Annotated in this window: 23 protein-coding genes; 13 read left to right on the forward strand and 10 right to left on the reverse strand. The window is 71.6% G+C overall.

Annotated features, from left to right (window positions below; genetic code table 11):
* Positions 1–30 precede the first annotated feature (30 nt).
* On the reverse strand, positions 31–966 hold the full coding sequence (locus OHT01_RS33215) for a DMT family transporter (RefSeq protein WP_328556792.1): 936 nt from the start codon (positions 964–966) through the stop codon (positions 31–33).
* 75 nt (positions 967–1,041) lie between these two features.
* Here OHT01_RS33215 and OHT01_RS33220 point away from each other — a divergent pair, with 75 nt between their 5' ends.
* Positions 1,042–1,944 carry a LysR family transcriptional regulator gene (locus tag OHT01_RS33220; protein WP_328556793.1) on the forward strand — a complete coding sequence of 301 codons (903 nt, stop codon included), beginning with the start codon at positions 1,042–1,044 and terminating at the stop codon, positions 1,942–1,944.
* A 23-nt stretch (positions 1,945–1,967) separates the two neighbouring features.
* On the opposite strand, the gene OHT01_RS33225 is transcribed toward OHT01_RS33220, so the two are convergent.
* Positions 1,968–2,435 (reverse strand): pyridoxamine 5'-phosphate oxidase family protein, encoded by a 468-nt coding sequence (locus OHT01_RS33225; RefSeq protein WP_328556794.1) that lies wholly within the window; start codon positions 2,433–2,435, stop codon positions 1,968–1,970.
* 240 nt (positions 2,436–2,675) lie between these two features.
* Between OHT01_RS33225 and OHT01_RS33230 the strand changes: the two genes are divergently transcribed.
* The gene (locus tag OHT01_RS33230) at positions 2,676–3,311 is read left to right on the forward strand and encodes a cysteine hydrolase (RefSeq protein ID WP_328556795.1); all 636 of its coding nucleotides are present in this window, start codon (positions 2,676–2,678) and stop codon (positions 3,309–3,311) included.
* A 24-nt stretch (positions 3,312–3,335) separates the two neighbouring features.
* On the opposite strand, the gene OHT01_RS33235 is transcribed toward OHT01_RS33230, so the two are convergent.
* On the reverse strand, positions 3,336–3,821 hold the full coding sequence (locus tag OHT01_RS33235; protein ID WP_328556796.1) for a Rieske (2Fe-2S) protein: 486 nt from the start codon (positions 3,819–3,821) through the stop codon (positions 3,336–3,338).
* Positions 3,822–4,041: 220 nt separating this feature from the next.
* On the opposite strand from OHT01_RS33235, the gene OHT01_RS33240 reads away from it, so the two are divergent.
* The 7 genes from OHT01_RS33240 to OHT01_RS33270 all read left to right on the forward strand — a co-directional run bounded on the left by OHT01_RS33240 (position 4,042) and on the right by OHT01_RS33270 (position 10,288).
* Complete coding sequence (locus OHT01_RS33240; protein WP_328556797.1) at positions 4,042–4,815, forward strand: HipA family kinase; 774 nt, start codon at positions 4,042–4,044, stop codon at positions 4,813–4,815.
* Entirely contained in the window at positions 4,812–5,195 is a 384-nt protein-coding gene (locus OHT01_RS33245) for a DUF3037 domain-containing protein (protein WP_328556798.1), read from the forward strand. Before OHT01_RS33240 ends, OHT01_RS33245 begins: the two co-directional genes overlap by 4 nt.
* 203 nt (positions 5,196–5,398) lie before the next feature.
* Positions 5,399–6,160, forward strand: coding sequence for a 3-oxoacyl-ACP reductase FabG (gene fabG, locus OHT01_RS33250; RefSeq protein WP_328556799.1), 762 nt, complete (start codon positions 5,399–5,401; stop codon positions 6,158–6,160).
* A 17-nt stretch (positions 6,161–6,177) separates the two neighbouring features.
* The gene (locus OHT01_RS33255; protein WP_328556800.1) at positions 6,178–6,939 is read left to right on the forward strand and encodes an SDR family oxidoreductase; all 762 of its coding nucleotides are present in this window, start codon (positions 6,178–6,180) and stop codon (positions 6,937–6,939) included.
* A gap of 247 nt (positions 6,940–7,186) precedes the next feature.
* Positions 7,187–8,767: an ABC transporter substrate-binding protein gene (locus tag OHT01_RS33260; RefSeq protein ID WP_328556801.1), complete on the forward strand. Its 1,581-nt coding sequence runs from the start codon at positions 7,187–7,189 to the stop codon at positions 8,765–8,767.
* Positions 8,768–8,933: 166 nt separating this feature from the next.
* A complete protein-coding gene (gene ung / locus OHT01_RS33265; protein ID WP_328556802.1) occupies positions 8,934–9,617 on the forward strand; it encodes a uracil-DNA glycosylase in 684 nt (227 codons plus the stop codon).
* A gap of 122 nt (positions 9,618–9,739) precedes the next feature.
* Positions 9,740–10,288 carry a hypothetical protein gene (locus OHT01_RS33270; protein ID WP_328558353.1) on the forward strand — a complete coding sequence of 183 codons (549 nt, stop codon included), beginning with the start codon at positions 9,740–9,742 and terminating at the stop codon, positions 10,286–10,288.
* 26 nt (positions 10,289–10,314) lie between these two features.
* Here the strand turns inward: OHT01_RS33270 and OHT01_RS33275 are convergent, their stop codons facing one another.
* Positions 10,315–10,776, reverse strand: coding sequence for a hypothetical protein (locus OHT01_RS33275; RefSeq protein WP_328556803.1), 462 nt, complete (start codon positions 10,774–10,776; stop codon positions 10,315–10,317).
* A gap of 416 nt (positions 10,777–11,192) precedes the next feature.
* Between OHT01_RS33275 and OHT01_RS33280 the strand changes: the two genes are divergently transcribed.
* Positions 11,193–12,104, forward strand: a complete 912-nt coding sequence (locus OHT01_RS33280) for a Gfo/Idh/MocA family protein (protein WP_328558354.1) — start codon at positions 11,193–11,195, stop codon at positions 12,102–12,104.
* On the opposite strand, the gene lnt is transcribed toward OHT01_RS33280, so the two are convergent.
* The 5 genes from lnt to OHT01_RS33305 all read right to left on the reverse strand — a co-directional run bounded on the left by lnt (position 12,022) and on the right by OHT01_RS33305 (position 16,170).
* Positions 12,022–13,608, reverse strand: coding sequence for an apolipoprotein N-acyltransferase (lnt, locus tag OHT01_RS33285; protein WP_328556804.1), 1,587 nt, complete (start codon positions 13,606–13,608; stop codon positions 12,022–12,024). The genes OHT01_RS33280 and lnt overlap by 83 nt on opposite strands.
* A gap of 228 nt (positions 13,609–13,836) precedes the next feature.
* The gene (locus tag OHT01_RS33290) at positions 13,837–14,322 is read right to left on the reverse strand and encodes a nuclear transport factor 2 family protein (protein ID WP_328556805.1); all 486 of its coding nucleotides are present in this window, start codon (positions 14,320–14,322) and stop codon (positions 13,837–13,839) included.
* Positions 14,323–14,531: 209 nt separating this feature from the next.
* The gene (locus OHT01_RS33295) at positions 14,532–14,711 is read right to left on the reverse strand and encodes a hypothetical protein (protein WP_328556806.1); all 180 of its coding nucleotides are present in this window, start codon (positions 14,709–14,711) and stop codon (positions 14,532–14,534) included.
* Between the two features lie 299 nt (positions 14,712–15,010).
* Positions 15,011–15,184 carry a hypothetical protein gene (locus OHT01_RS33300; protein ID WP_328556807.1) on the reverse strand — a complete coding sequence of 58 codons (174 nt, stop codon included), beginning with the start codon at positions 15,182–15,184 and terminating at the stop codon, positions 15,011–15,013.
* A 110-nt stretch (positions 15,185–15,294) separates the two neighbouring features.
* Positions 15,295–16,170 (reverse strand): undecaprenyl-diphosphate phosphatase, encoded by an 876-nt coding sequence (locus tag OHT01_RS33305; RefSeq protein ID WP_328556808.1) that lies wholly within the window; start codon positions 16,168–16,170, stop codon positions 15,295–15,297.
* A gap of 364 nt (positions 16,171–16,534) precedes the next feature.
* Here OHT01_RS33305 and OHT01_RS33310 point away from each other — a divergent pair, with 364 nt between their 5' ends.
* The 3 genes from OHT01_RS33310 to OHT01_RS33320 are packed head-to-tail and all read left to right on the forward strand — an operon-like array spanning position 16,535 to position 19,403.
* Entirely contained in the window at positions 16,535–17,743 is a 1,209-nt protein-coding gene (locus OHT01_RS33310) for a Gfo/Idh/MocA family protein (RefSeq protein WP_328556809.1), read from the forward strand.
* Positions 17,740–18,681: a PmoA family protein gene (locus tag OHT01_RS33315; protein WP_328556810.1), complete on the forward strand. Its 942-nt coding sequence runs from the start codon at positions 17,740–17,742 to the stop codon at positions 18,679–18,681. The genes OHT01_RS33310 and OHT01_RS33315 overlap by 4 nt, the downstream gene beginning before the upstream one ends.
* On the forward strand, positions 18,675–19,403 hold the full coding sequence (locus tag OHT01_RS33320; protein ID WP_328558355.1) for a cupin domain-containing protein: 729 nt from the start codon (positions 18,675–18,677) through the stop codon (positions 19,401–19,403). Before OHT01_RS33315 ends, OHT01_RS33320 begins: the two co-directional genes overlap by 7 nt.
* Before the next feature lie 150 nt (positions 19,404–19,553).
* Here OHT01_RS33320 and OHT01_RS33325 read toward each other — a convergent pair whose 3' ends face one another.
* Positions 19,554–20,015 (reverse strand): winged helix-turn-helix transcriptional regulator, encoded by a 462-nt coding sequence (locus tag OHT01_RS33325; RefSeq protein ID WP_328556811.1) that lies wholly within the window; start codon positions 20,013–20,015, stop codon positions 19,554–19,556.
* Between the last annotated feature and the right edge of the window lie 40 nt (positions 20,016–20,055).

The raw sequence follows: 20,055 nt of genomic DNA on the forward strand, positions 1-20,055 counted from the left end.
GTGGGGCCGGGACCGCGCGTGCCGCGCGCGTCAGCGGCGCGGCCTCGCCTGGGTGAGGGCCGCGCCGGCGAGGACGATCACCGCGCCGACCGGCGTCGACCAGGCCAGCGACTCGCCGAGGATCGCGACACCTGCGGCGGTGGCGATGACCGGGATGAAGTACGTGACCATCTGGGCCGTCGTCGGGCCGACCTCGGCGACGATGCCGTACTGGACGAGCATGGCCAGGCCGGTGCCGAGGGCTCCCAGTGCGACGACCGCGAGCAGCGGCACCCAGGCGACATGGCTCGGGAACGTGGTGAACAGCGGGGTGACGAGGGCCAGTTGAGCGGTGGCCACGAGCAGTTGGGCGCCGGTCATCGACAGATGCGAGTAGCCGGTGCCGGCCAGGGTCCGGCGGACGTAGATCCAGCCGACCGGATAGCTGAGCGAGGCGAGCAGTGCCATCGCCGTGCCCGTGGCGTCCAGGCCGTGGAAGCCCTGCCAGACACCGAGGACCGTCAGGACGCCGAGGAAGCCGAGGCCGAGACCGGCCACCCTGAGCCGGGTCGGCCGGTCCTCGGAGAGGGCGACCAGCGAGAGGGCCATGCCCCACAGGGGTGAGGTCGCGTTGCAGATGCCGGCGAGCGTGGAGGGGATGGTGAGCTCGGAGTAGGCGAAGAGGGAGAACGGCAGCGCGTTCAGCAGGAAGGCCGCGACCGTGAGGTGCCCCCACGTCCGCGCGCCGCGCGGCAGCCGCTCCCGCTTCACCGCCATCGCCGCCGCGAGCACCGCCGTCCCGAACAGCAGCCGCCCGAAGGTGACCTGGAAGGGCGCGTAGCCCTCGGTGCCGACCTTGATGAGCAGAAAGCTGAAGCCCCAGATCAGTGACAGGGCGCCGAAGCGGATCCGCCAGTCGAGGGTGGTGCGGGGCCGGGGTTCGACGCCGGTCGGCGTGACGGGGCGGGGGGAGGCGACGGTGCTCATGGGGGCAACAATGAGGCAGAACAATCTCGTAGCACAAGCGAGAATACTCAAGTGATATCTCGTAGCATCACTTACATGTTGAATCTGGAGCGACTGCGCACCCTCGACGCCCTGGCCCGGCACGGCTCGGTGAGCGGCGCGGCCGAGGGGCTGCACGTGACCACGTCGGCCGTCTCCCAGCAGATGGCGAAACTGGAGCGCGAGGTGGGACAGCGACTGCTCGCCAAGAACGGCCGTGGCGTGCGCCTGACCGACGCCGGACGGCTCCTCGCCGAGCACGCGGCACGCATCCTGTCCCAGGTCGAGCTCGCGCAGTCCGACCTGGAGGCGCAGCGTGGTCAGGTGGTCGGTGAGCTGCGGCTGTCCGCGTTCCCGACGGCGGCGCGCGGGCTGTTCCCCGCGACGCTCGCCGAGCTGCGTGAAGAGCACCCCGGACTCCGGGTGCGCTCCAGCGAGCTGGAGCCGGAGGCCGGGGTCGCGGGAGTGTTGCGCGGCGACCTGGACCTGGCGGTCGTGCTCGACTGGTACAACAAGCCGATGCCGCTGCCCGACGGCCTGGTGAAGGCGTCGATCCTCGACGACCCGGCCGATGTGGCGATGCCGGCCGGTCATCGGCTCGCGGGCCGCGCCGAGGTGGACCTCGCGGACTTCGCCGACGACGAGTGGATCACCTGGGGCGAGGGCGAGTTCTGCCACGAGTGGCTGATGTTCACGCTGCGTTCCCAGGGCGTCGAACCGCGCATCGGGCACCGTGCCGGGGAGACGCACACCCAGCTCGCACTCGTCGCCGCCGGGCTCGGTGTGTGCGTGGCCCCGCTCCTCGGGCGCCGTCCGATGCCCCAGGGTGTCGTCACCGTGCCGGTCCGGCAGCGGGTCCGTCGCCATGTCTACGTCGTGTGGCGGGCCGACGCCGACCGCCGGCCGTCGATCAGGGCGGCGGTGGACGCCTTGCGCAGGGCCGGTGAGGCCGTCGAGTAGGGGACGGTGAGGGGCGGGTCCGCCTACAGCGGAGGGAGTTTGCGGAAGTCCCAGGAGGCGATCGCGTCCGGGGTCAGCCGCATCCAGGCGTGCCGGCCGTCGTGCGGCATCTCCTCCAGGCCGAAGTTCTTGCGCGCGAACAGGGTCTCAGGGACGTCGAGTTCGGCGCACAGTTCCCCGGTGCGGGGGAACTCGCCGACGAACTCCACCGTGCCGGACAGCTCCACGCCCCGCAACTCCCCGTAATCCTCACCGGAGTCGACCACCACCGCGACCCGCGGGTCGTTGCGCAACTGCACCCAGCGCTTGCTGCGCACGACCGAGTAGAGCCACAGCGAGGTGCCGTCCCAGGTGAACCAGAGGGCACTCACATGCGGGACCCCGTCCTTGGACACGGAGGCGACGCGGCAGGTGCGCTGGGTGGTGAGGAACTCGTCCAGTTCACCGGGAGTCATCATGATCTTCCGGCCTCTGCGCTGAGTGACGGCCATACGGTCCCCTCGTCTTCTCTGTGTCTCGGCTCTGTCCGTGCCGAGCTGTGTCCGCGGCCCGCCCCGGGCCGCACCTGTACCGGCCGAGTCCGGATCCGGCTCGGGCCGGTCCGTTGCGTACCCGGCCAAGGGGCCCCGCAACAGTTCTTGACGTTCCGTCAGAAAAGCATGAGGCGTCTTCCGTCCTCACGCAATGGTCGTTACTCTCGCCCGTCCCGACCCGCGACGACAAGGAGAGCCATGCCGTCGTTCGAGCAACTCAGCGAACTCCTCGACCCCGTCGGCACGGTACTGCTCACCGTGGAGTGCCAACAGGGTGTCGTGGGCCAGGACAGCGCGCTGCCCGAACTCGCCAGGGAGGCGAGGTCGTCCGGAGCGCTCACCCAGGTCGCCCGGCTGGTCGCCGCCGCGCACGAGAGCGGGGTGCAGGTGATCCACGCGGTCGCCGAGCGCCGTCCCGACGGTCGCGGCGCGAACCGCAACGCCCGGCTGTTCCGCGCGGCCGAGCGACTGCCCGTACAGCAGCTGACCGGCACGACCGCGGTGCGGATCGCTCCGCCCATCGAGGTCGCCGAGGAGGACTTCGTCGTACGGCGGCTGCACGGTCTGTCACCGATCGAGGGCACCGACGTCGACCCGCTGCTGCGCAACCTGGGCTGCCGCACTCTCGTCGTGACCGGGGTCTCGGCCAACATCGCCGTCCCCAACGCGGTGTTCGACGCGGTGAACCGCGGCTACACCGTCGTCGTGCCCGCCGACGCCATCGCGGGGGTGCCCGCCGAGTACACCCCCGCGATGATCCGCAACACGCTGGCGCTGGTCGCCACGATCACGACCACCGACGACGTGCTCGCCTGCTTCAAGGGACGCCGCTGACGCCGGCCCTCGGGCGGTCGCCGGTCAGGCGAGCTTGATCGAGTCCCCGTCGACGGTGATCGTGGCGGCGGCCAGCGGGCTCGTCGCGGGCCCCTTCTTCACACTGCCGTCGGTGGCGGAGAACTGGCTGCCGTGACAGGGACAGGTGATGACCCCGTTCGCGATGCCCTTGACCGCACAGCCCTGATGGGTGCACTTGGACGAGAAGGCCTTGAAGGTACCCGCGGCCGGCTGGGTCACCACGACACCCTTGTCGGCGAAGACCTTGCCGCCGCCCTCGGGGATGTCGCTGGTCTTGGCGAGCTCCGTGCCGCCCGCGTTCCCGGCCGCGCCGTTGTCGCCGCCGCCCGAGCCCCCGCTGCTCGCCCCGTTGCCGGAGCCCACGGAGTCGGAGGCCTTGTCGTCCGCCCCGCACGCGGTCAGCGCGACGGCGAGTCCTGCCGCCCCGACCGCCGCCACGACGGTGCGCCGGGCCGGTGCCTGTGCGGGGTGAAGCGATTCGCTGGTCATGCTGGCTTTCCCTTCAGCGGACGTGATGTGGATCTGCTCAGAGGTACGGCCCCACCGTGCGCCCTGTTCACGGGATGGAGACTTCTTGACCGGATCGACAGCGCGCCGACAGGGGAGCCGCATGGGTCATGATCCACCCCGGCCGCCGGATCCGGGCGCTCCCACGGCCGGCGGCCCGGGTTGCGTCCGCCGTCCGGGACCACCCCAGTAACCTGGGGCGATGCTCAAGGAAGTGAACGCCACCCGCTACATCACGCCCTTGCGTGAGGGCGGTTCGCTGCCGGGACTCGTCGAGGCCGACGACCTCGGGACGTACGTCATGAAGTTCACCGGCGCGGGACAGGGGCGCAAGACACTCGTCGCGGAGGTCGTCTGCGGTGAACTCGCCCGCCGGCTCGGCCTGCGGGTGCCCGGCCTGGTGACCATCGGCCTCGACCCGGTCCTCGGACTCGCCGAACCGGACCAGGAGGTCCAGGAACTGCTGAAGTCGAGCGGCGGCCAGAACCTCGGGATGGACTTCCTCTCCCGTGCCATCGGCTTCGACCCCCTCGCCTTCGAGGTGAGCGCCGAGGAGGCCGGCCGGATCGTCTGGTTCGACGCCCTGGTCAACAACGTCGACCGTTCCTGGCGCAACCCCAACCTGCTGATGTGGCACGGCGACCTGTGGCTCATCGACCACGGCGCCACGATGATCTGGCACCACCACTGGCCAGGAGCGGAGGCCTCCGCCGCCAAGCCGTACGACATCTCCGACCACGCGCTCACCCCGTTCGGCCCGGACATCGCCTCGGCCGCCGCCGAGCTGGCCCCGCTGGTCACCGAGGAACTGCTCGCCGAGGTCACCGCCGAGATCCCCGACGCCTGGCTGGCGGACGAACCGGGCTTCGACTCGGTGGACGCGCTGCGGCGCGCCTATGTCCGGCCGCTCCTGGCGCGCGCCGGCGTCATCCATGAGCGGATCAAGGGCGGCGACGGCATCGAGGGGGACAAGTGAGCGAGCGGGACGTCTTCGAGTACGCGCTGCTGCGCGTGGTGCCGCGGGCCGACCGCGGCGAGTGCTTCAACGCGGGTGTGCTGGTGTACTGCCGCGCCCACTCCTTCGTCGCGGTACGCACCCATCTGGACGAGGCCAAGCTGTTCGCGCTCGACCCGGACGCCGACGTGGCGGGCGTACGGGCCGCGCTGCGCGCTGTCGAGAGCGTCTGTGCCGGTGGGAAAGTCGCAGGTCAAGCAGCAGGTGACGACGCCGGACGGCGTTTTCGCTGGCTGATCGCGCCGCGCTCGACCGTGGTCCGGCCGGGCCCGGTGCACACCGGCCTGACCGCCGACCCGCGGGTCGAGACGGAGCGGTTGCTCCAGCTCCTCGTCAGGTAATGGATCACATGCGCGCGGTGTGCCGTTGACACCGGGTGCCAGGGCTTCTAGCGTCACGTCTGCTGAAGGTACTAAGCGGTCGCTCACCGGACGGGCGTACCGTGCGAGCCGCGGGTCTTCCGGGACCCCGAAGACTCCGCAAGGGTGTCGAGACAGCTTGGCCGGGCTTGGGCCGGCTTTTCCAAGGGCGAGGAGAACCAGCAATGTCCACCACTGAGCAGCGCGTTGCCGTAGTCACCGGTGCCGCGCGCGGCATCGGCGCCGCGACCGCCGTACGACTGGCCGCGGAAGGCCGCGCCGTCGCGGTGATCGACCTCGACGAGGCCGCGTGCAAGGACACCGTGGAGAAGATCACCGCGGCCGGCGGCAAGGCCCTCGCGGTCGGCTGCGACGTCTCCGACGAGGCCCAGGTGGAGGCCGCCGTCGCGCGGATCGCCGAGGAGCTCGGCGCGCCGACCATCCTGGTGAACAACGCGGGCGTCCTGCGCGACAACCTGCTGTTCAAGATGAGCGCGTCCGACTGGGACACCGTCATGAACGTGCACCTGCGCGGGGCCTTCCTGATGGCGAAGGCCTGCCAGAAGCACATGGTCGACGCCAAGTTCGGCCGGATCGTCAACCTGTCCTCGTCCTCGGCGCTGGGCAACCGCGGCCAGGCCAACTACTCCACCGCCAAGGCCGGTCTCCAGGGCCTCACCAAGACCCTGGCCATCGAGCTCGGCAAGTTCGGTGTGACCGCCAACGCCGTCGCGCCCGGCTTCATCGTCACCGACATGACCGCCGCCACCGCCGCCCGCGTCGGCATGGACTTCGACGACTTCCAGGCCGCGGCCGCCACCCAGATCCCCGTGCAGCGCGTCGGCAACCCCGACGACATCGCCAACAGCATCGCCTTCTTCACCGGCGAGGCCGCCGGATTCGTCTCCGGCCAGGTGCTGTACGTGGCCGGCGGACCGCTCAACTAGGCGCGAGGGAAAAGCACATGACCACGCTCCCCGAACTCTCGGGCAAGGTCGCGCTCATCACGGGTGCGAGCCGCGGTATCGGCTACGGCGTCGCGGAGGCACTGGTCGCCCGCGGCGACCGGGTCTGCATCACGGGCCGCAACGAGGACGCCCTCAAGGAGGCCGTCGAGACGCTCGGCGCCGACCGCGTCATCGGTGTGGCCGGCAAGGCCCACGACGAGGCCCACCAGGCCGTCGCCGTGCAGCGCACCATGGAGGCCTTCGGCCGTGTCGACTTCCTGGTCAACAACGCCGGTACGAACCCGGTGTTCGGGCCGATGGCCGACATGGACCTCAACGTGGCGCGCAAGGTCTTCGAGACCAACGTCGTCTCCGCGCTCGGTTTCGCCCAGCAGACCTGGAAGGCATGGCAGAGCGAGAACGGCGGCGCGATCGTCAACATCGCCTCCGTGGCCGGTCTCGCGCCCTCGCCGTTCATCGGCGCGTACGGCATCAGCAAGGCCGCGATGATCAACCTGACGGTGCAGCTCGCGCACGAGTTCGCGCCCAAGGTGCGCGTCAACGCCATCGCACCCGCGGTGGTGAAGACGAAGTTTGCGGCCGCACTGTACGAGGGCCGTGAGGCGGAGGCCGCCGCGGCCTACCCGCTCGGCCGGCTCGGCGTGCCCTCCGACATCGGCGGAGCCGCCGCGTTCCTCACCTCGCAGCAGTCGGACTGGGTCACCGGCCAGACGCTCGTGGTGGACGGCGGGATCTTCCTCAACGCCGGAGTCGAGTGACCCGAGGGCCGGCCGGCTGCTCCCGAGTGAGGGGACAACCAGTCGGCCCTTGTCGGAAGTCGACAACCGGCCGGCCGTCTCCGAACGGTGCGCGGGCCGATGTCCGCAGTGCCGACGCGTTCACGGAATACTGACAACGTACTCACATACGTGCTGATCAAGTGCCCTGCCGGGAATTCGGTTCCCCCGGTGGGGCACTGCGGTATGGTCTCCCGACCCTTGGTACGGCGGATCGAGGAGCGTGCACGTGTTCAACCGGAACCGATGCCTACGACAGTTGGCGGCGATCACGTCCATAACCCTGGTGGCGGGGTGCGGCCTGCTCTCCTCGGGATCGTCCGACGACAAGGGACCGATCGTGGTGGGCACCACCAGCGCCCCGAGCACGCTCGACCCGGCCGCCTCCTGGGACGGTTCGTGGGAGCTGTTCCGCAACATCTACCAGACGCTGCTGAGCTATCCGAACGGCTCGGTCACCCCGCGGCCCGACGCCGCGGAGAAGTGCGCGTTCACGGATGGAACCAACCGCACCTACCGCTGCGAACTGCGTCCGGGCCTGAGGTTCTCCAACGGCGACGCCCTCGACGCGTCGGCCGTCAAGCACTCCGTCGACCGGATCAGAACGATCGGCGTACGCGGCGGTCCCGCCGGTCTGCTCGGCAGTCTCGACCGCGTCCAGGTGCTGGGCAGGCGTGTGGTCGTCTTCCGGCTCGACAAGCCGGACGCCACCTTCCCGTTCGTCCTCGCCACGCCCGCGATGTCGATCGTCGACCCCGCGGACTATCCCGCCGACGCCCTGCGCGAGGACGACAAGGCCGTCGGCTCCGGGCCGTACAGCCTGGCCTCCTACACGGACGGCAAGCAGGCCGAACTCGTCAGGAACGACCGCTACGAGGGCTTCGCCCAGCGCAGGAACGACGCCGTCACGATCCGCTACTTCCAGGACTCGGCCCAACTGGCCGGAGCCCTGAAGAGCAAGAAGATCGACGTCACCTACCGCGGCCTCGCCGCCTCGGACATCGTCGCCCTGCGGGGCCAGGGCGCCCGAAAGGGCATCCAGCTCATCGACGGCACGGGCACCGAGATCAGCTACCTGGTCTTCAACCCGAAGGACCCGTGGGCGGGGAAACCCGCCGTCCGCAGGGCGATCGCCCAGATCGTCGACCGGCCGGCCATCGCGCACAAGGTGTACTGGGGCACGGTCGACCCGCTCTACTCGATGGTCCCGGCCGGCCTGAGCGGCCACACCACCGGCTACTTCGACGCGTACGGAAGCCCCAGCGCGGCCAAGGCACGCAAGATCCTGCGGGACGCGGGCATCGGCGAACGTGTCCCGCTCACCCTCTGGTACACGACCGACCGCTACGGATCCGAGACCGCCCCGGAGTTCCGCGAACTCAAGCGCCAGCTCGAAGACTCCGGCCTGTTCACCGTCACGCTCAGGAGCCGCCCCTGGAAGACCTACGAAGCGGGCTACCGTGCGGGCGACTACCCGGTGTTCGGCCGCGGCTGGTTCCCCGACTTCCCCGACGCCGAGAACTTCATCGCCCCCTTCGTCGGCGAGCGGAACGCACTCGGTACGCCCTATCCGGCCCCGCGCATCACCGACCATCTGCTGCCCGAGTCGCGCGGCGTGAGTGATCGCGCGGCGGTGGCCCAGCAGTTCGAGGAGGCCCAGCGCATCCTCGTCGACGACGCCCGGCTGCTGCCACTGTGGCAGGGCAGGCAGTACGTGGCCGCGAGCGAGGAGATCTCGGGCGCCGAGCGGGCACTGGACCCGTCGACGATCATGACGATGTGGGAACTGGCCCGCAAGACGAGCTGGTGACCGGCCCGGTGAGCAGGTGCCGGAGTCCGGTCCGGCACCGCTCCCGGCGTGCCGCGGGAGCACACCGTACCGGGCCCGGGGCCCCGACGCGGGCCCGGAACCGATTGTCAGTGGGCGACGGTAGGTTCTGTGGTGAGGAAGTCATCGCACATCGAAGGAAGTTGACGTGACCGATATCGCCATGCTGCCCGAGTCCTGGCGCGGCGTCCTGGGCGAGGAGCTGCAGCAGCCCTACTTCAAGGAACTCACCGAGTTCGTCGAGGAGGAGCGCGCGAAGGGCCCCGTCTACCCTCCGCGGGAGGAGGTCTTCGCCGCGCTCGACGCCACCCCGTACGAGCGGGTGAAGGTGCTGATCCTCGGTCAGGACCCGTACCACGGCGAGGGCCAGGGACATGGCCTGTGCTTCTCGGTCCGTCCCGGGGTGAAGACCCCGCCTTCCTTGCGGAACATCTACAAGGAGATGAAGGAGGAGCTGGGCACCCCGGTCCCGGACAACGGCTATCTGATGCCGTGGGCCGAACAGGGTGTGCTGCTGCTCAACGCGGTGCTGACCGTCCGCTCCGGCGAGGCGAACTCGCACAAGGGCAAGGGCTGGGAGAAGTTCACCGACGCGGTCATCCGCGCGGTGGCCGACCGCCCCGACCCGGCGGTCTTCGTGCTGTGGGGCAACTACGCGCAGAAGAAGCTCCCGCTGATCGACGAGGAGCGGCACGTGGTGGTGAAGGGGGCGCACCCCTCCCCGCTGTCCGCGAAGAAGTTCTTCGGCTCGCGTCCGTTCACGCAGATCGACGAGGCCGTGGCCGCCCAGGGCCATGAGGCGATCGACTGGCGCATCCCGGACCTGGGCTGAGCGCCGGGCCGCTGGGCGGGACCGTCACCGGCCTGGCCCAGCGGCGTACGGGGGCGCCTGAGCGGGATTGCCGACGGCTGCGGCTAGCGTCGTGCGGGACAGTGACGATCCTGGAGGACGCGGTGGCGGAGCAACAGGAGCAGGCGGCGCCGGACGCCATGATGACCCGGATCGGACAGGCCGTCATGCTGCACCACGCCGGTGACCGCGAGGAGGCCCGTGGCCGCTTCCTGGCCCTGTGGGGAGAGATCGGCGAGGGCGGCGACGCCCTGCACCGCTGCACCCTGGCGCACTACATGGCCGACACCCAGGACGACCCCACGGACGAACTCGCCTGGGACCTGCGCGCTCTGTCGGCGGCCGAGGAACTGACGGACGGCCGGGTCGCCGAGCCCCACCAGTCCCTCGCCGTGCGCGCGTTCTATCCCTCGCTGCATCTGAACCTCGCCGCCGACTACGCGAAGCTCGGCCGCTCCGAGGCCGCCCGCACGCATCTGCGCCGGGCCCGCGCCGCGGTCGGCGCCCTCGCGGACGACCGGTACGGGGACGGTGTGCGCGCGGCGATCGGCCGCCTGGAGCTGAGACTCCGGGACACCGGCACCGCGCCGGAGACCGGCCGCTTCGGCGGCTCCGGGGGCGAGACCCTGGGGCCGCCGAGACAGCGGCCCTGAGCCGTCCCGCCGGTCCCGGGACACCGTCAGTTTCCGTAGGCCTTCACGCAGATGACCGCCTCCGGACTGTCCGCGCCCCAGCCCCCGAACTTCTTGCCGAGGGCGCACACGTTCGAACGCTTCGGAAGGGTGGGGGCGCCGGGCGGGCCGGCGACTCGGGGTTTCGCCTGCCGGGGTTCCTGGCGCGGGACCGGGCGGGCGGGCCGCGGAGGAGCCGGGGGTGCCACGGCCTGGGACGGGGGAGCCGCCCGCCGTGACGTCTCCGCGTCGGGAGATGGCTTCCGTGAGGGGCCGACGCGCTCCAGCGCCTCCCGCGCCGGTTCTTGCATGTTCTTGGGCTTCGCCCTGCCGTCCGGATGCGGCGCGGCGGGCCGGGCCGGGGCGGAAGGGGAGCCGGAGGCGGGTGGCCGCTGGACGGTCACACAGCCCGAAAGGGCGGTGACTGCCACGGCGACCAGGAGCGTCGCGGTCGTCGTCGTTCGATACACCCGCGCAACTCTGCTGGTTCCCGACCGCTTTGGGGGAGCGGAGAGGCACAGGATGCCCCGCACGGGTGATCCTTCCGCCCCTCCGGCGGGCACGGACGTCGGCGAGCTGACAGGCTGCCGGGGGACACCGTCGTGCCGGCCCACCCATCCGGACCGGCCCGGTCGGCCGTCCCGGGCGCCCACGGCGCGTACCGGGGACTCGAACGGCCGCCATCGCCCGGAAGGCCCTCCGGGCGGCCCGGACGAACAGCGGGAGCGCCCACGCCGTGGTCACCCTGCGCGGTACGGCGATCCCCGCCTCGGCCGGGACGAGCCCGGGCTCGTGCCGCGCGGCCGAGGCGGCATCACCGGACGGCGGTCGCGGCGACGGCCGTATGCTTCCGACGGGACCCGCTCTGCGACTGAAGGAGACCCTGGTGAAGGTCGGCTGCATCGGACTCGGCGACATCGCGGAGAAGGCGTATCTGCCGGTGCTCGGCGTGCAGCCCGGGATCGAACTGCATCTGCAGACGCGGACGCCCAGCACACTCGACCGGATCGCCGACAGCCTCCACCTGCCGCGGGCGCAGCGCCACACCGACCTGACGGACCTGCTGGCCCAGGACCTCGGCGCGGCTTTCGTGCACGCTGCCACGGTCGCCCACCCGGAGATCGTCACGCGGCTGCTGGAGGCGGGCGTACCGACGTACGTCGACAAGCCCCTCGCCTACGAGCTCGCCGCGTCGGAGCGGCTGGTACGCCTCGCGGAGGAGCGGAACGTCAGCCTCGCGGTCGGTTTCAACCGGCGTCACGCGCCCGCCTACGCCCAGTGCGTCGAGCATCCGCGCGAGCTCATCCTGATGCAGAAGAACCGCACGGGGCTGCCCGAGGAGCCCCGCGCCATGGTCCTCGACGACTTCATCCACGTCGTCGACACCCTGCGGTTCCTGGTGCCGGGCCCGGTCGACGACGTGACCGTGCGGGCCCGTGCCGAGGGCGGGCTGCTGCACCACGTCGTGCTCCAGCTCGCCGGAGACGGATTCACGGCCCTCGGTGTGATGAACCGGCTGAGCGGTTCGAGCGAGGAGATCCTCGAGGTGTCGGGTCAGGACACCAAGCGCCAGGTGGTCAACCTCGCCGAGGTGATCGACCACAAGGGGCAGCCGACCGTACGACGGCGCGGCGACTGGGTGCCGGTGGCCAGACAGCGCGGGATCGAGCAGGCGGTCCTCGCGTTCCTCGACGCGGTGCGGGCGGGCAAGGTGCTCAGCGCCCGGGACGCGCTGGCGACTCATGAGCTGTGCGAGCGGGTGGTACGAGCGGTTCAGGAGCGGTCCGCCGCAGTCTGAACGCGCGCGCTCCCTCCGTCACGCACAGCGCCGCCATCACCAGCAGGGCGCCGTGCACCGGCCAGTCGCCGAACCGGACGTACGGGGTGACACCCCGGGCCAGTGGAACCTCGTAGACCACCGCGCTGCTCGCGTCCGTGCCGAGCCAGGAGCCGATGCGCCGACCGCTCGGGCCGTAGACCGCGGAGACGCCCGTCAGTGTCGCGTGCACCATGGAGCGGCCGGTCTCGGCGGCGCGCAGCGCGGCGAGCGAGGCATGCTGCTCGGGCGCCCAACTGTGCTGGAACGTCGACGTCGAGGACTGGGCCACCAGCACCTCGGCGCCGTCCTGGGCGAGATGGCGGCTCATGTCGGGGAAAGCCGTCTCGAAGCAGATCATCGGGCCGACGCGCAGCCCGTGTCCGACGTTCATCACCACCTGCTCGGTGCCCCGCCTGCGGTCCTCGCCCGCCGCCTTGCCGACGGAGGTGGCCCAGCCGAGCAGGGAACGCGCGGGCACGTACTCGCCGAACGGGACCAGCCGCATCTTGTCGTAGCGGTCGCCGGTAGGGCCCTGTGGCCCCACCAGGACCGAGCTCTTGTAGATGCCGGGCCGGTCGGAGCGGTGCGCGTCCACGTTCACCAGGATGTCGGCGCCGACCTCGCGGGACAGCGCCGTGACGCGGCGCGCCAGATCGGGCCGGTCGGCCAGGTCGAAGCCGACGCTGCTCTCGCCCCAGACCACCAGGTCGGCGCCCTGCCCGGCGAGTTGCCTGGTCAGTACCTCCTCGCGCGCGAAGCGCTTGTCACCGCTCGTGCTGCCGTCCACGACACCGGGCTGTACGACCGCGATCCGCACCCGGCCGTCGACCTCCGGACGCGGCGACCACACCCAGGCCGCCGAGGTCGCGGCGGCGGTCGCGACCAGTCCGGCCACGGCGGGCATACGGGACTCGCGCACCGAGACCAGCACGGCGACCGCGACGTTGACCGCCACCACCAGGAAGCTGAGCAGCCACACCCCGCCGACCGAGGCCAGCCGCAGCGCGGGCTCCACCTGCCACTGACTGGATCCGAGCAGACCCCAGGGACCGCCCAGTCCCTGCCAGGACCGGACGAGTTCCACCATCAGCCACCCCGACGGCAGGACGAGGAGGGCGGCACCGACCCGGCCCGGTGAGGGCACTCCGGCCAGGAACCGCCGGACGAGCCAGCCCCAGGGGGCCCACAGCGCGCCGAGCAGCGCCGCTATGACCACCAGGAAGACATTCAGACTCGGCAGCAGCCAGTGGTGGACGGCCAGCATGAAACCGAACCCGCCGAGCCAGCCGTCGTACGCGGCACGCCTGCCCGTGGGGGCCGAGCGGGCCAGCAGGATCCAGGGCACCAGCGCCACGTACGCGAACCACCACCAGGAAGGGGCGGGGAAGGCGAGCATGGGCAGCGCTCCCGCCAGCGTGGCGACGACACCGCGCCGTCGAGGGGAGACCAGCCATGGGCCGAGTACACGGTCGGGCCTCTTCATCCGTCGCCTCCCTGCCCCGTGGTCCCTCCAGTGTGCGCGTCGCCGGCGATCTCCGACAGGGGGCATCGGGACCGGCGGGGGCGCGCCGGCCGGGAAGCGCCCCAGGCCGCGGGGGCGGGCCCCGTGTTCACGGGTGGGAGTCGGCAGGGTGGCTCTCAGGGGGTCCACGGGTGTGTGCCGACGCCGGGGCGCGCACGGTGTTCACGGGTGCGTGCCCGCGCGGGTGGGTCAGGTGGTCGCGGGCGTGTGCCGGGGCTGCGGCAGCCGGCGCCACTTCTCCTGGACGACCACCCGACTCAGTCGCCAGCCGTCGTTCGTGCGCAGCAGTGAGAAGGCGTACCGGCCACCGCACACGAGGTCGGGCGCGGTGGACTCGCCGTCCTGGCCGGCGAACCGCATGGGATTGATGTAGTCCGCCTGCACCTGGGCCGTGTCGCCGGTGTCCTGATCCAGGACGCCGAACCGCAGGCGCCGGTTGACGATCAGATGCTGGCGCATCGCGAACAGTTCCAGGCTCTGCGCGAGCCATCCGGCGACCGCGGTGGCGTCGCCCTCGATGCCGCCCGCCGAGCGGTAGTCGGCGCGGCCCTCAGTCGTGAACAGCCCCCGGTACGCCCCCCAGTCGCCGTCGTCCACTGCCACCGCGTACGCGGTGACGATCTCGTCCACGGCGAACCGGTCCAGCACGGTCGCGAGCTCCACACGCTGCGTCATCGGCTCAGTGTTGGCCACCTGGCCTGCCACGCCAAGGGCTGTGCGGGGATATTAGGTGTCGGGCGGGTCACGATCGTCAGGAGCGGCAGCCGCGGGCTCGCGGCCATGACCGGTACACCGCTCGCGGCGGACGGGCACGTCGTCGTCGCCGGTTCCCGCGGTGGTCGGGCGGGCGGTTCGGTCAGGGCGCTCCGGAGCCGCGGACGGGCCTACGCCGCCTCGATGATCTCGCCGCGTATCGCCTCGGCCCACTTCACGACCAACAGCTCGTACTCCGCCCGCTCCTGTGCGGACAGGGAGCCGCCCGTCCGCGTCCACAGGGCGCGGATCTGTTCGTTCAACGCGGCAGCAGACCGCACGGAACCAGGCGGAGTGACATCGGGGGACATGAGCACCACCCTAGGCGCAAGGACTGACACTGCGCTACCGGGCGGCTACTCAAGCCATATGTGCTTCGTCACGGCGGATCCGGCCGGTACTCCGCGGTGTGCCGAACTGCCTTTCCCCGGGCGCAAGTTGTCCCTGTGGCGGCGCTGCCCCGGGACAGCGGCCGACGAGCGGCCCCGCCGCGAGCCCCGGTCCGCGTTCACGCGTGAGAGCCGTCGGGACGCACGCGGGAGCGACGCGGAACGGCGTCGGGCGGACGCGCTCGAACCCGCCCGGGGCGATCCGGGGTTCTGTCGCGGGCTCAGCCCTTCGGCGCGCTCGCCTCCGCACGCTCGGCCCACACGCGCGCCGCGAGCGCGTCCGCCTCGTCCTGCGGGATTCCCGCCTTGACCAGGATGATCCCGCGACTGCCGTCCGGGAACTTCACACTGCGCGCCTCCGTGCCCAAGCGGCCCAGCGTCGGTTCCTTCGGCATGATCCACCTTCACTTCAGTCGGGGAGACCACGCTAAAACGCATCACCAAAGTCCGCAGAAGTGTTCGGCCAGACGGCCTACAGCGCCGTCCCCGCGGACGAACGGCCGGTTCAGCCGGCGGATTCGGCGGCGTGCGGGCTCAGCACATCGGTGCCGACCAGCCCGATGATGACGAAACCGAGCGCGATCCGGTACCAGACGAACGGCATGAAGCTCTTGTGGGAGATGAACCTCATGAACCAGGCGATCACCGCGTAGCCGACCGCGAAGGCGATGACCGTCGCGAACAGGGTGGGCCCCCAGGAGACGTGGCCCTCCGCCGCCGCGTCCTTGAGTTCGAAGGTGCCGGAGGCGAGGACGGCGGGCATGGCGAGGAGGAAGGAGTAACGGGCCGCCGCAGCACGGCCGTAGCCCATGAAGAGGCCGCCGCTGATGGTGGCGCCGGAGCGGGAGACCCCGGGGATCAGGGCCATCGCCTGGCAGGCGCCGTACAGCAGACCGTCCTTGGTGTTCAGGTCCTCAAGCAGTTTGCGCTGCTTGGCCGCCCGGTGTCTGCCGCCCGTCTCGTCGCGTGCCGCGAGCCGGTCGGCGACGCCTATGACCACGCCCATCACGATCAACATCGTGGCGGTGACCCGGAGATCGCGGAACGGTCCCTCGATCTGGTCCTTGAGCGTGATCCCGAGCACCCCGATCGGGATCGAGCCGACGATCACGAGCCATCCCGTCCTCGCGTCCTGGTCGCCGCGCATCGCCTTGTTCACGAGCGAGCGGAACCACGCCGACAGAATCCTCCCCACGTCCTTGCGGAAGTAGATCAGGACCGCCGCCTCCGTACCGAGCTGCGTGATCGCCGTGAACGCGGCACCGGGGTCCTGCCAGCCCGCGAACGCCGCGGTGAGCCGCAGATGCGCGCTGGAGGAGACGGGAAGGAATTCGGTCAGCCCCTGGACGAGTCCGAGGATGAGGGATTCAAACCAAGACATGAAGTTACGTCGTCCAAGTGCTGATCGTGGAAAGGGAGATGGGGTCGGCGACGGGGGACGGGAAGGGAGCTGGAGCCGGTGAGCAGGTGCTGGGAGACGGGCGCGCCGGACCGCGGTGCGGGGTGATCGCGGGCACTGAGGGCAGCCTAACCTCCGCGTGCGAGGGCCCGGCCACGGGGGCTGCGGGGCGTGACCGCGCGGTGACCGGGGTGTTGACCCGCCGCCCGGCCCCGGCTTACGTTGCAGCGGCGGGAAAGCGCTTGCTGCGACCGGTGCGCGTTCGGTCCGCGGGACGCGTCCGGCCGGTGGCGACAGGCGCGGGCCGTTGTCCGACCTCACGTCCGATGGAGCGCTGATCAGGTAGATGACCGCATCCCGTACCGCGAACGACTCCCGGGCCTCGACGAGGCACGCACCGCGCACACCCCTCGACGGCCGCCGTGTCCGGGTCGCCGTCGTCGGCGCGGGTGCCATCGCCCGGGGGAGTCATCACCCCGCACTCGCCCGGCTCGCCGAGGAGGGCGAGACGGAGATCGTCGCCGCGGTGGACGTCGCCGAGGGCGCGGTACGGGAGTTCTGCGCCCGTGCGGGCATTCCGCACGCGTACACCGACCTGGACCGCATGCTGGAGGAGCGGCGGCCCGATCTGGTCGCGGTCTGCACCCCGCCCACTCTGCACAGGGAGCAGACCGTCGCGGCCCTGCGGGCGGGAGCGTGGGTGTGGTGCGAGAAGCCGCCCGTGCCGACGCTCGCCGACTTCGACGCGGTCCGGGCGGCGGAGGGCACCGACGGCGGGCCGTACGCCGCGATCGTCTTCCAGCACCGTTTCGGCTCGGGCGCCCGGCACGTGAGGCGCCTGATCGCGGAGCGGGCCATGGGCCGGCCGCTCGTCGCGCACTGCCAGACCACCTGGTACCGCGACGCCGCCTACTACGCGGTCCCCTGGCGCGGCCGCTGGGCGACCGAGGGCGGCGGGCCCGCGATGGGGCACGGTATCCACCAGATGGATCTGCTCCTGGAACTGCTGGGGCCGTGGACCGAGGTGCGCGCGATGGCGGCCCGTCTGGTGCACGACGTGGAGACGGAGGACGTCTCGACCGCTCTGGTCCGCTTCGCGAACGGCGCCCTGGCGACCGTCGTCAACAGCGTTCTGAGCCCCGACGAGGTCAGCCGCATCCGTGTCGACTGCGAGCGCGCCACCGTCGAACTCACCCACCTGTACGGCCACCGCAACGACGACTGGCGGATCACCCCGGCGCCCGGCGTGCCGGATGCGGACGCCGCGGCCTGGCGCGACTTCGGCGCGGACGTGCCCAGTTCGCACCTCGCGCAGTTGCGGGATCTCGTCGCGAGCATGCGCGCGGGCGAACGGCCGCGCGGCAGTGGCGCCGACGGGCGGACCAGCCTCGAACTGATCACCGCGCTCTACAAGTCGGCGTTCACGGACACGACCGTCCGCGCGGGGGAGATCGGCCCGGGGGACCCGTACTACACGGCGCTGCACGGCGGCGCTCCCGGCTGGGCGCCCGCCGAGCCCGCCCGTACGAGTGCGGGCGCGGAGGCCAGGGCATGAGCGAGCTGTCGGGGTCAGCCCTGCGGATCGTCCACACGCACGGGGAGCGCGTCGCGATCAGGGAAGTCTCCACCGGCGTCGAGCTGTTGAACTACGTCTACCGACCGGAAGCCGCCTGGGAGTCCCCGAAGCCCTACCTGCACCCCTTGCGGACGCTGGCCGGCGACGTCGTCACGGACTACCGCCCGAACGACCACCGCTGGCACAAGGGTCTCCAGATGACGGCCTCGCACCTCTCCGGCCAGAACCTGTGGGGCGGCAACACCTACGTCCCGGGAAAGGGGTATCTCGAACTCCCGGAGCGCGTCGGGTCGATGGAGCATGTCGCCTTCGACGAGCTCGTCGCGGAGGGCGGCGACGCTGTCATCTCCGAGCGGCTCACCTGGCATCCGTACAGCGGTGAGCCGTGGGCCGAGGAGACGCGCCGGATCGAGGTGTCCGACGTCGATCCCGGGGCGGGCTCCTGGGCGCTGACCTGGACCACCGCCGTCACCAACCGCCGCGCGGAGCCGCTGCGTTTCGGCAGTCCGACCACCGCGGGGCGCCGAATGGCGGGCTACACGGGCCTGTTCTGGCGCGGACCGCGCGGCTTCCGGGACGGGCGGGTCGTCGGACCGGAATCGGAGGGGCCCGACCTGATGGGGCGACAGGCTCCCTGGCTCGCGTACTCGGGCGAGCACGACGGCCGGGACGGTCACGCCACCCTCGTCTTCGCGCACGCGCCCGAGAACGACCACGACGGGTCGCGGGGCGCCCACCCGGCCCACTGGTTCGTGCGCAACGAACCCTTCGCCGCGGTCGCACCGTCCCTGGCCTTCTTCGATGAACTGGAACTCGCGCCCGGCGACACACTCACCCGCCGCTACCGGGTGGTCGTCGCCGACGGGTCCTGGGAGCGCGAGGACATCGTCAAGTACCTTGCGGAGCACCCCTGGTGAGCGCCGAGCCTCCCGGATTCCCCGGGCTTCCGGGCGCGGTGGCCGTGTCGCGTCTGCGGGTGTACGACTGGCCCGCGGCCGACGGTGTGTGCGGCGGAACGCCCCATCTGCACCTGACCTGTTCGGAGGCGTACGTCGTCACCGGCGGGCGCGGCTCGGTCCAGACGCTGACCGCGTCGGGGTACGGGGTGACGCCCCTCGTGCCGGGTGCGGTGGTCTGGTTCACCCCGGGCGCGATCCACCGGCTCGTCAACGACGGCGATCTGCGCATCACCGTGATCATGCAGAACAACGGCCTGCCGGAGGCGGGCGACGCGGTCATCACCCTGCCTCCGGAGTACCTGACCGATCCCGGCACCTACGCGGCGGCCACCGTCGTCCCCGCGGACGCGCCCGAGGAGGAGCGGGCACGCTTCGCCCGTGCCCGCCGTGACCTCGCCCTGGAGGGGTACGGCGCGCTGCGCGACGCGGACGGACCCGCGCCGCTGGCGGCGTTCCACCGGGCCGCCGCCGCCCTGGTGCGGCCACGCCTCGCGGAGTGGCGCGACCGGTGGCGGCGCGGCGCCGAGGCCGCCGCCGCGACCACCGGGGACCAGCTCGACCGGCTGGAGCGGGGTGACGCGTCGCATCTCGCCGCGGCCATCGTCCGGGCCGAACGGCCTTCCGTGCGGGGCCGGTTCGGAATGTGCGGACGGCTCGACGTCTACGAGACGGCCGACTAGGCCGTAGCATCGCCCGCCGCCCGCCGCCCGCCGCCCGCCGCCCGCCGCCCGCCGCCCGCCGCCCGCCGCCCGCCGCCCGCCGCCCGCCGCCCGCCGCCCGCCGCCGGTGTCTGCGTCTGTGTCTGCGTTCGCGTCCCCCGGTGGCGGCGGCTAGGCCGCGGCCGGACCGGTCACCGTCCAGCCCGGGGCCTGGGGGTGTGCCGTGAGATCCTCGTGCTCGACCCGTTCTCCGCACTCCTGGCAGACCACCTGGGGGACCAGTTCGTGGCCGCAGGTGTGCTCCAGCACCATGGGGCGGAAGCCGTCCTCCTGGAGATGCCGGTCTCCCCACGCCATGAGCGTCAGCAGGACGGGTTCCAGTTCGAGGCCCGCCCGGGTGGGCCGGTACTCGTAGCGCCTGGGGCGGTCGCTGTACTCCGCCTTCTCCAGCAGCCCGGCGTCCACGAGTCGCTTCAGCCTGGTCGTCAGCACGTCGCGAGGGGCGCCGGTGTTGCGCACCAGCTGGTCGAAGCGGGTGGCGCCGAGCGACACCTCGCGCAGGACCAGCAGGGAGTACTTCTCGCCGACGAGGGCGAGTGTCGCGGCGATCGAGCAGGGGCGAGGGTCCTTCATGCGGCCAGTCTACGGAGGTGGGTTGGATGTTCCAACTCAC

This window comes from Streptomyces sp. NBC_00358, assembly GCF_036099295.1.
Classification (GTDB): Bacteria; Actinomycetota; Actinomycetes; order Streptomycetales; family Streptomycetaceae; genus Streptomyces.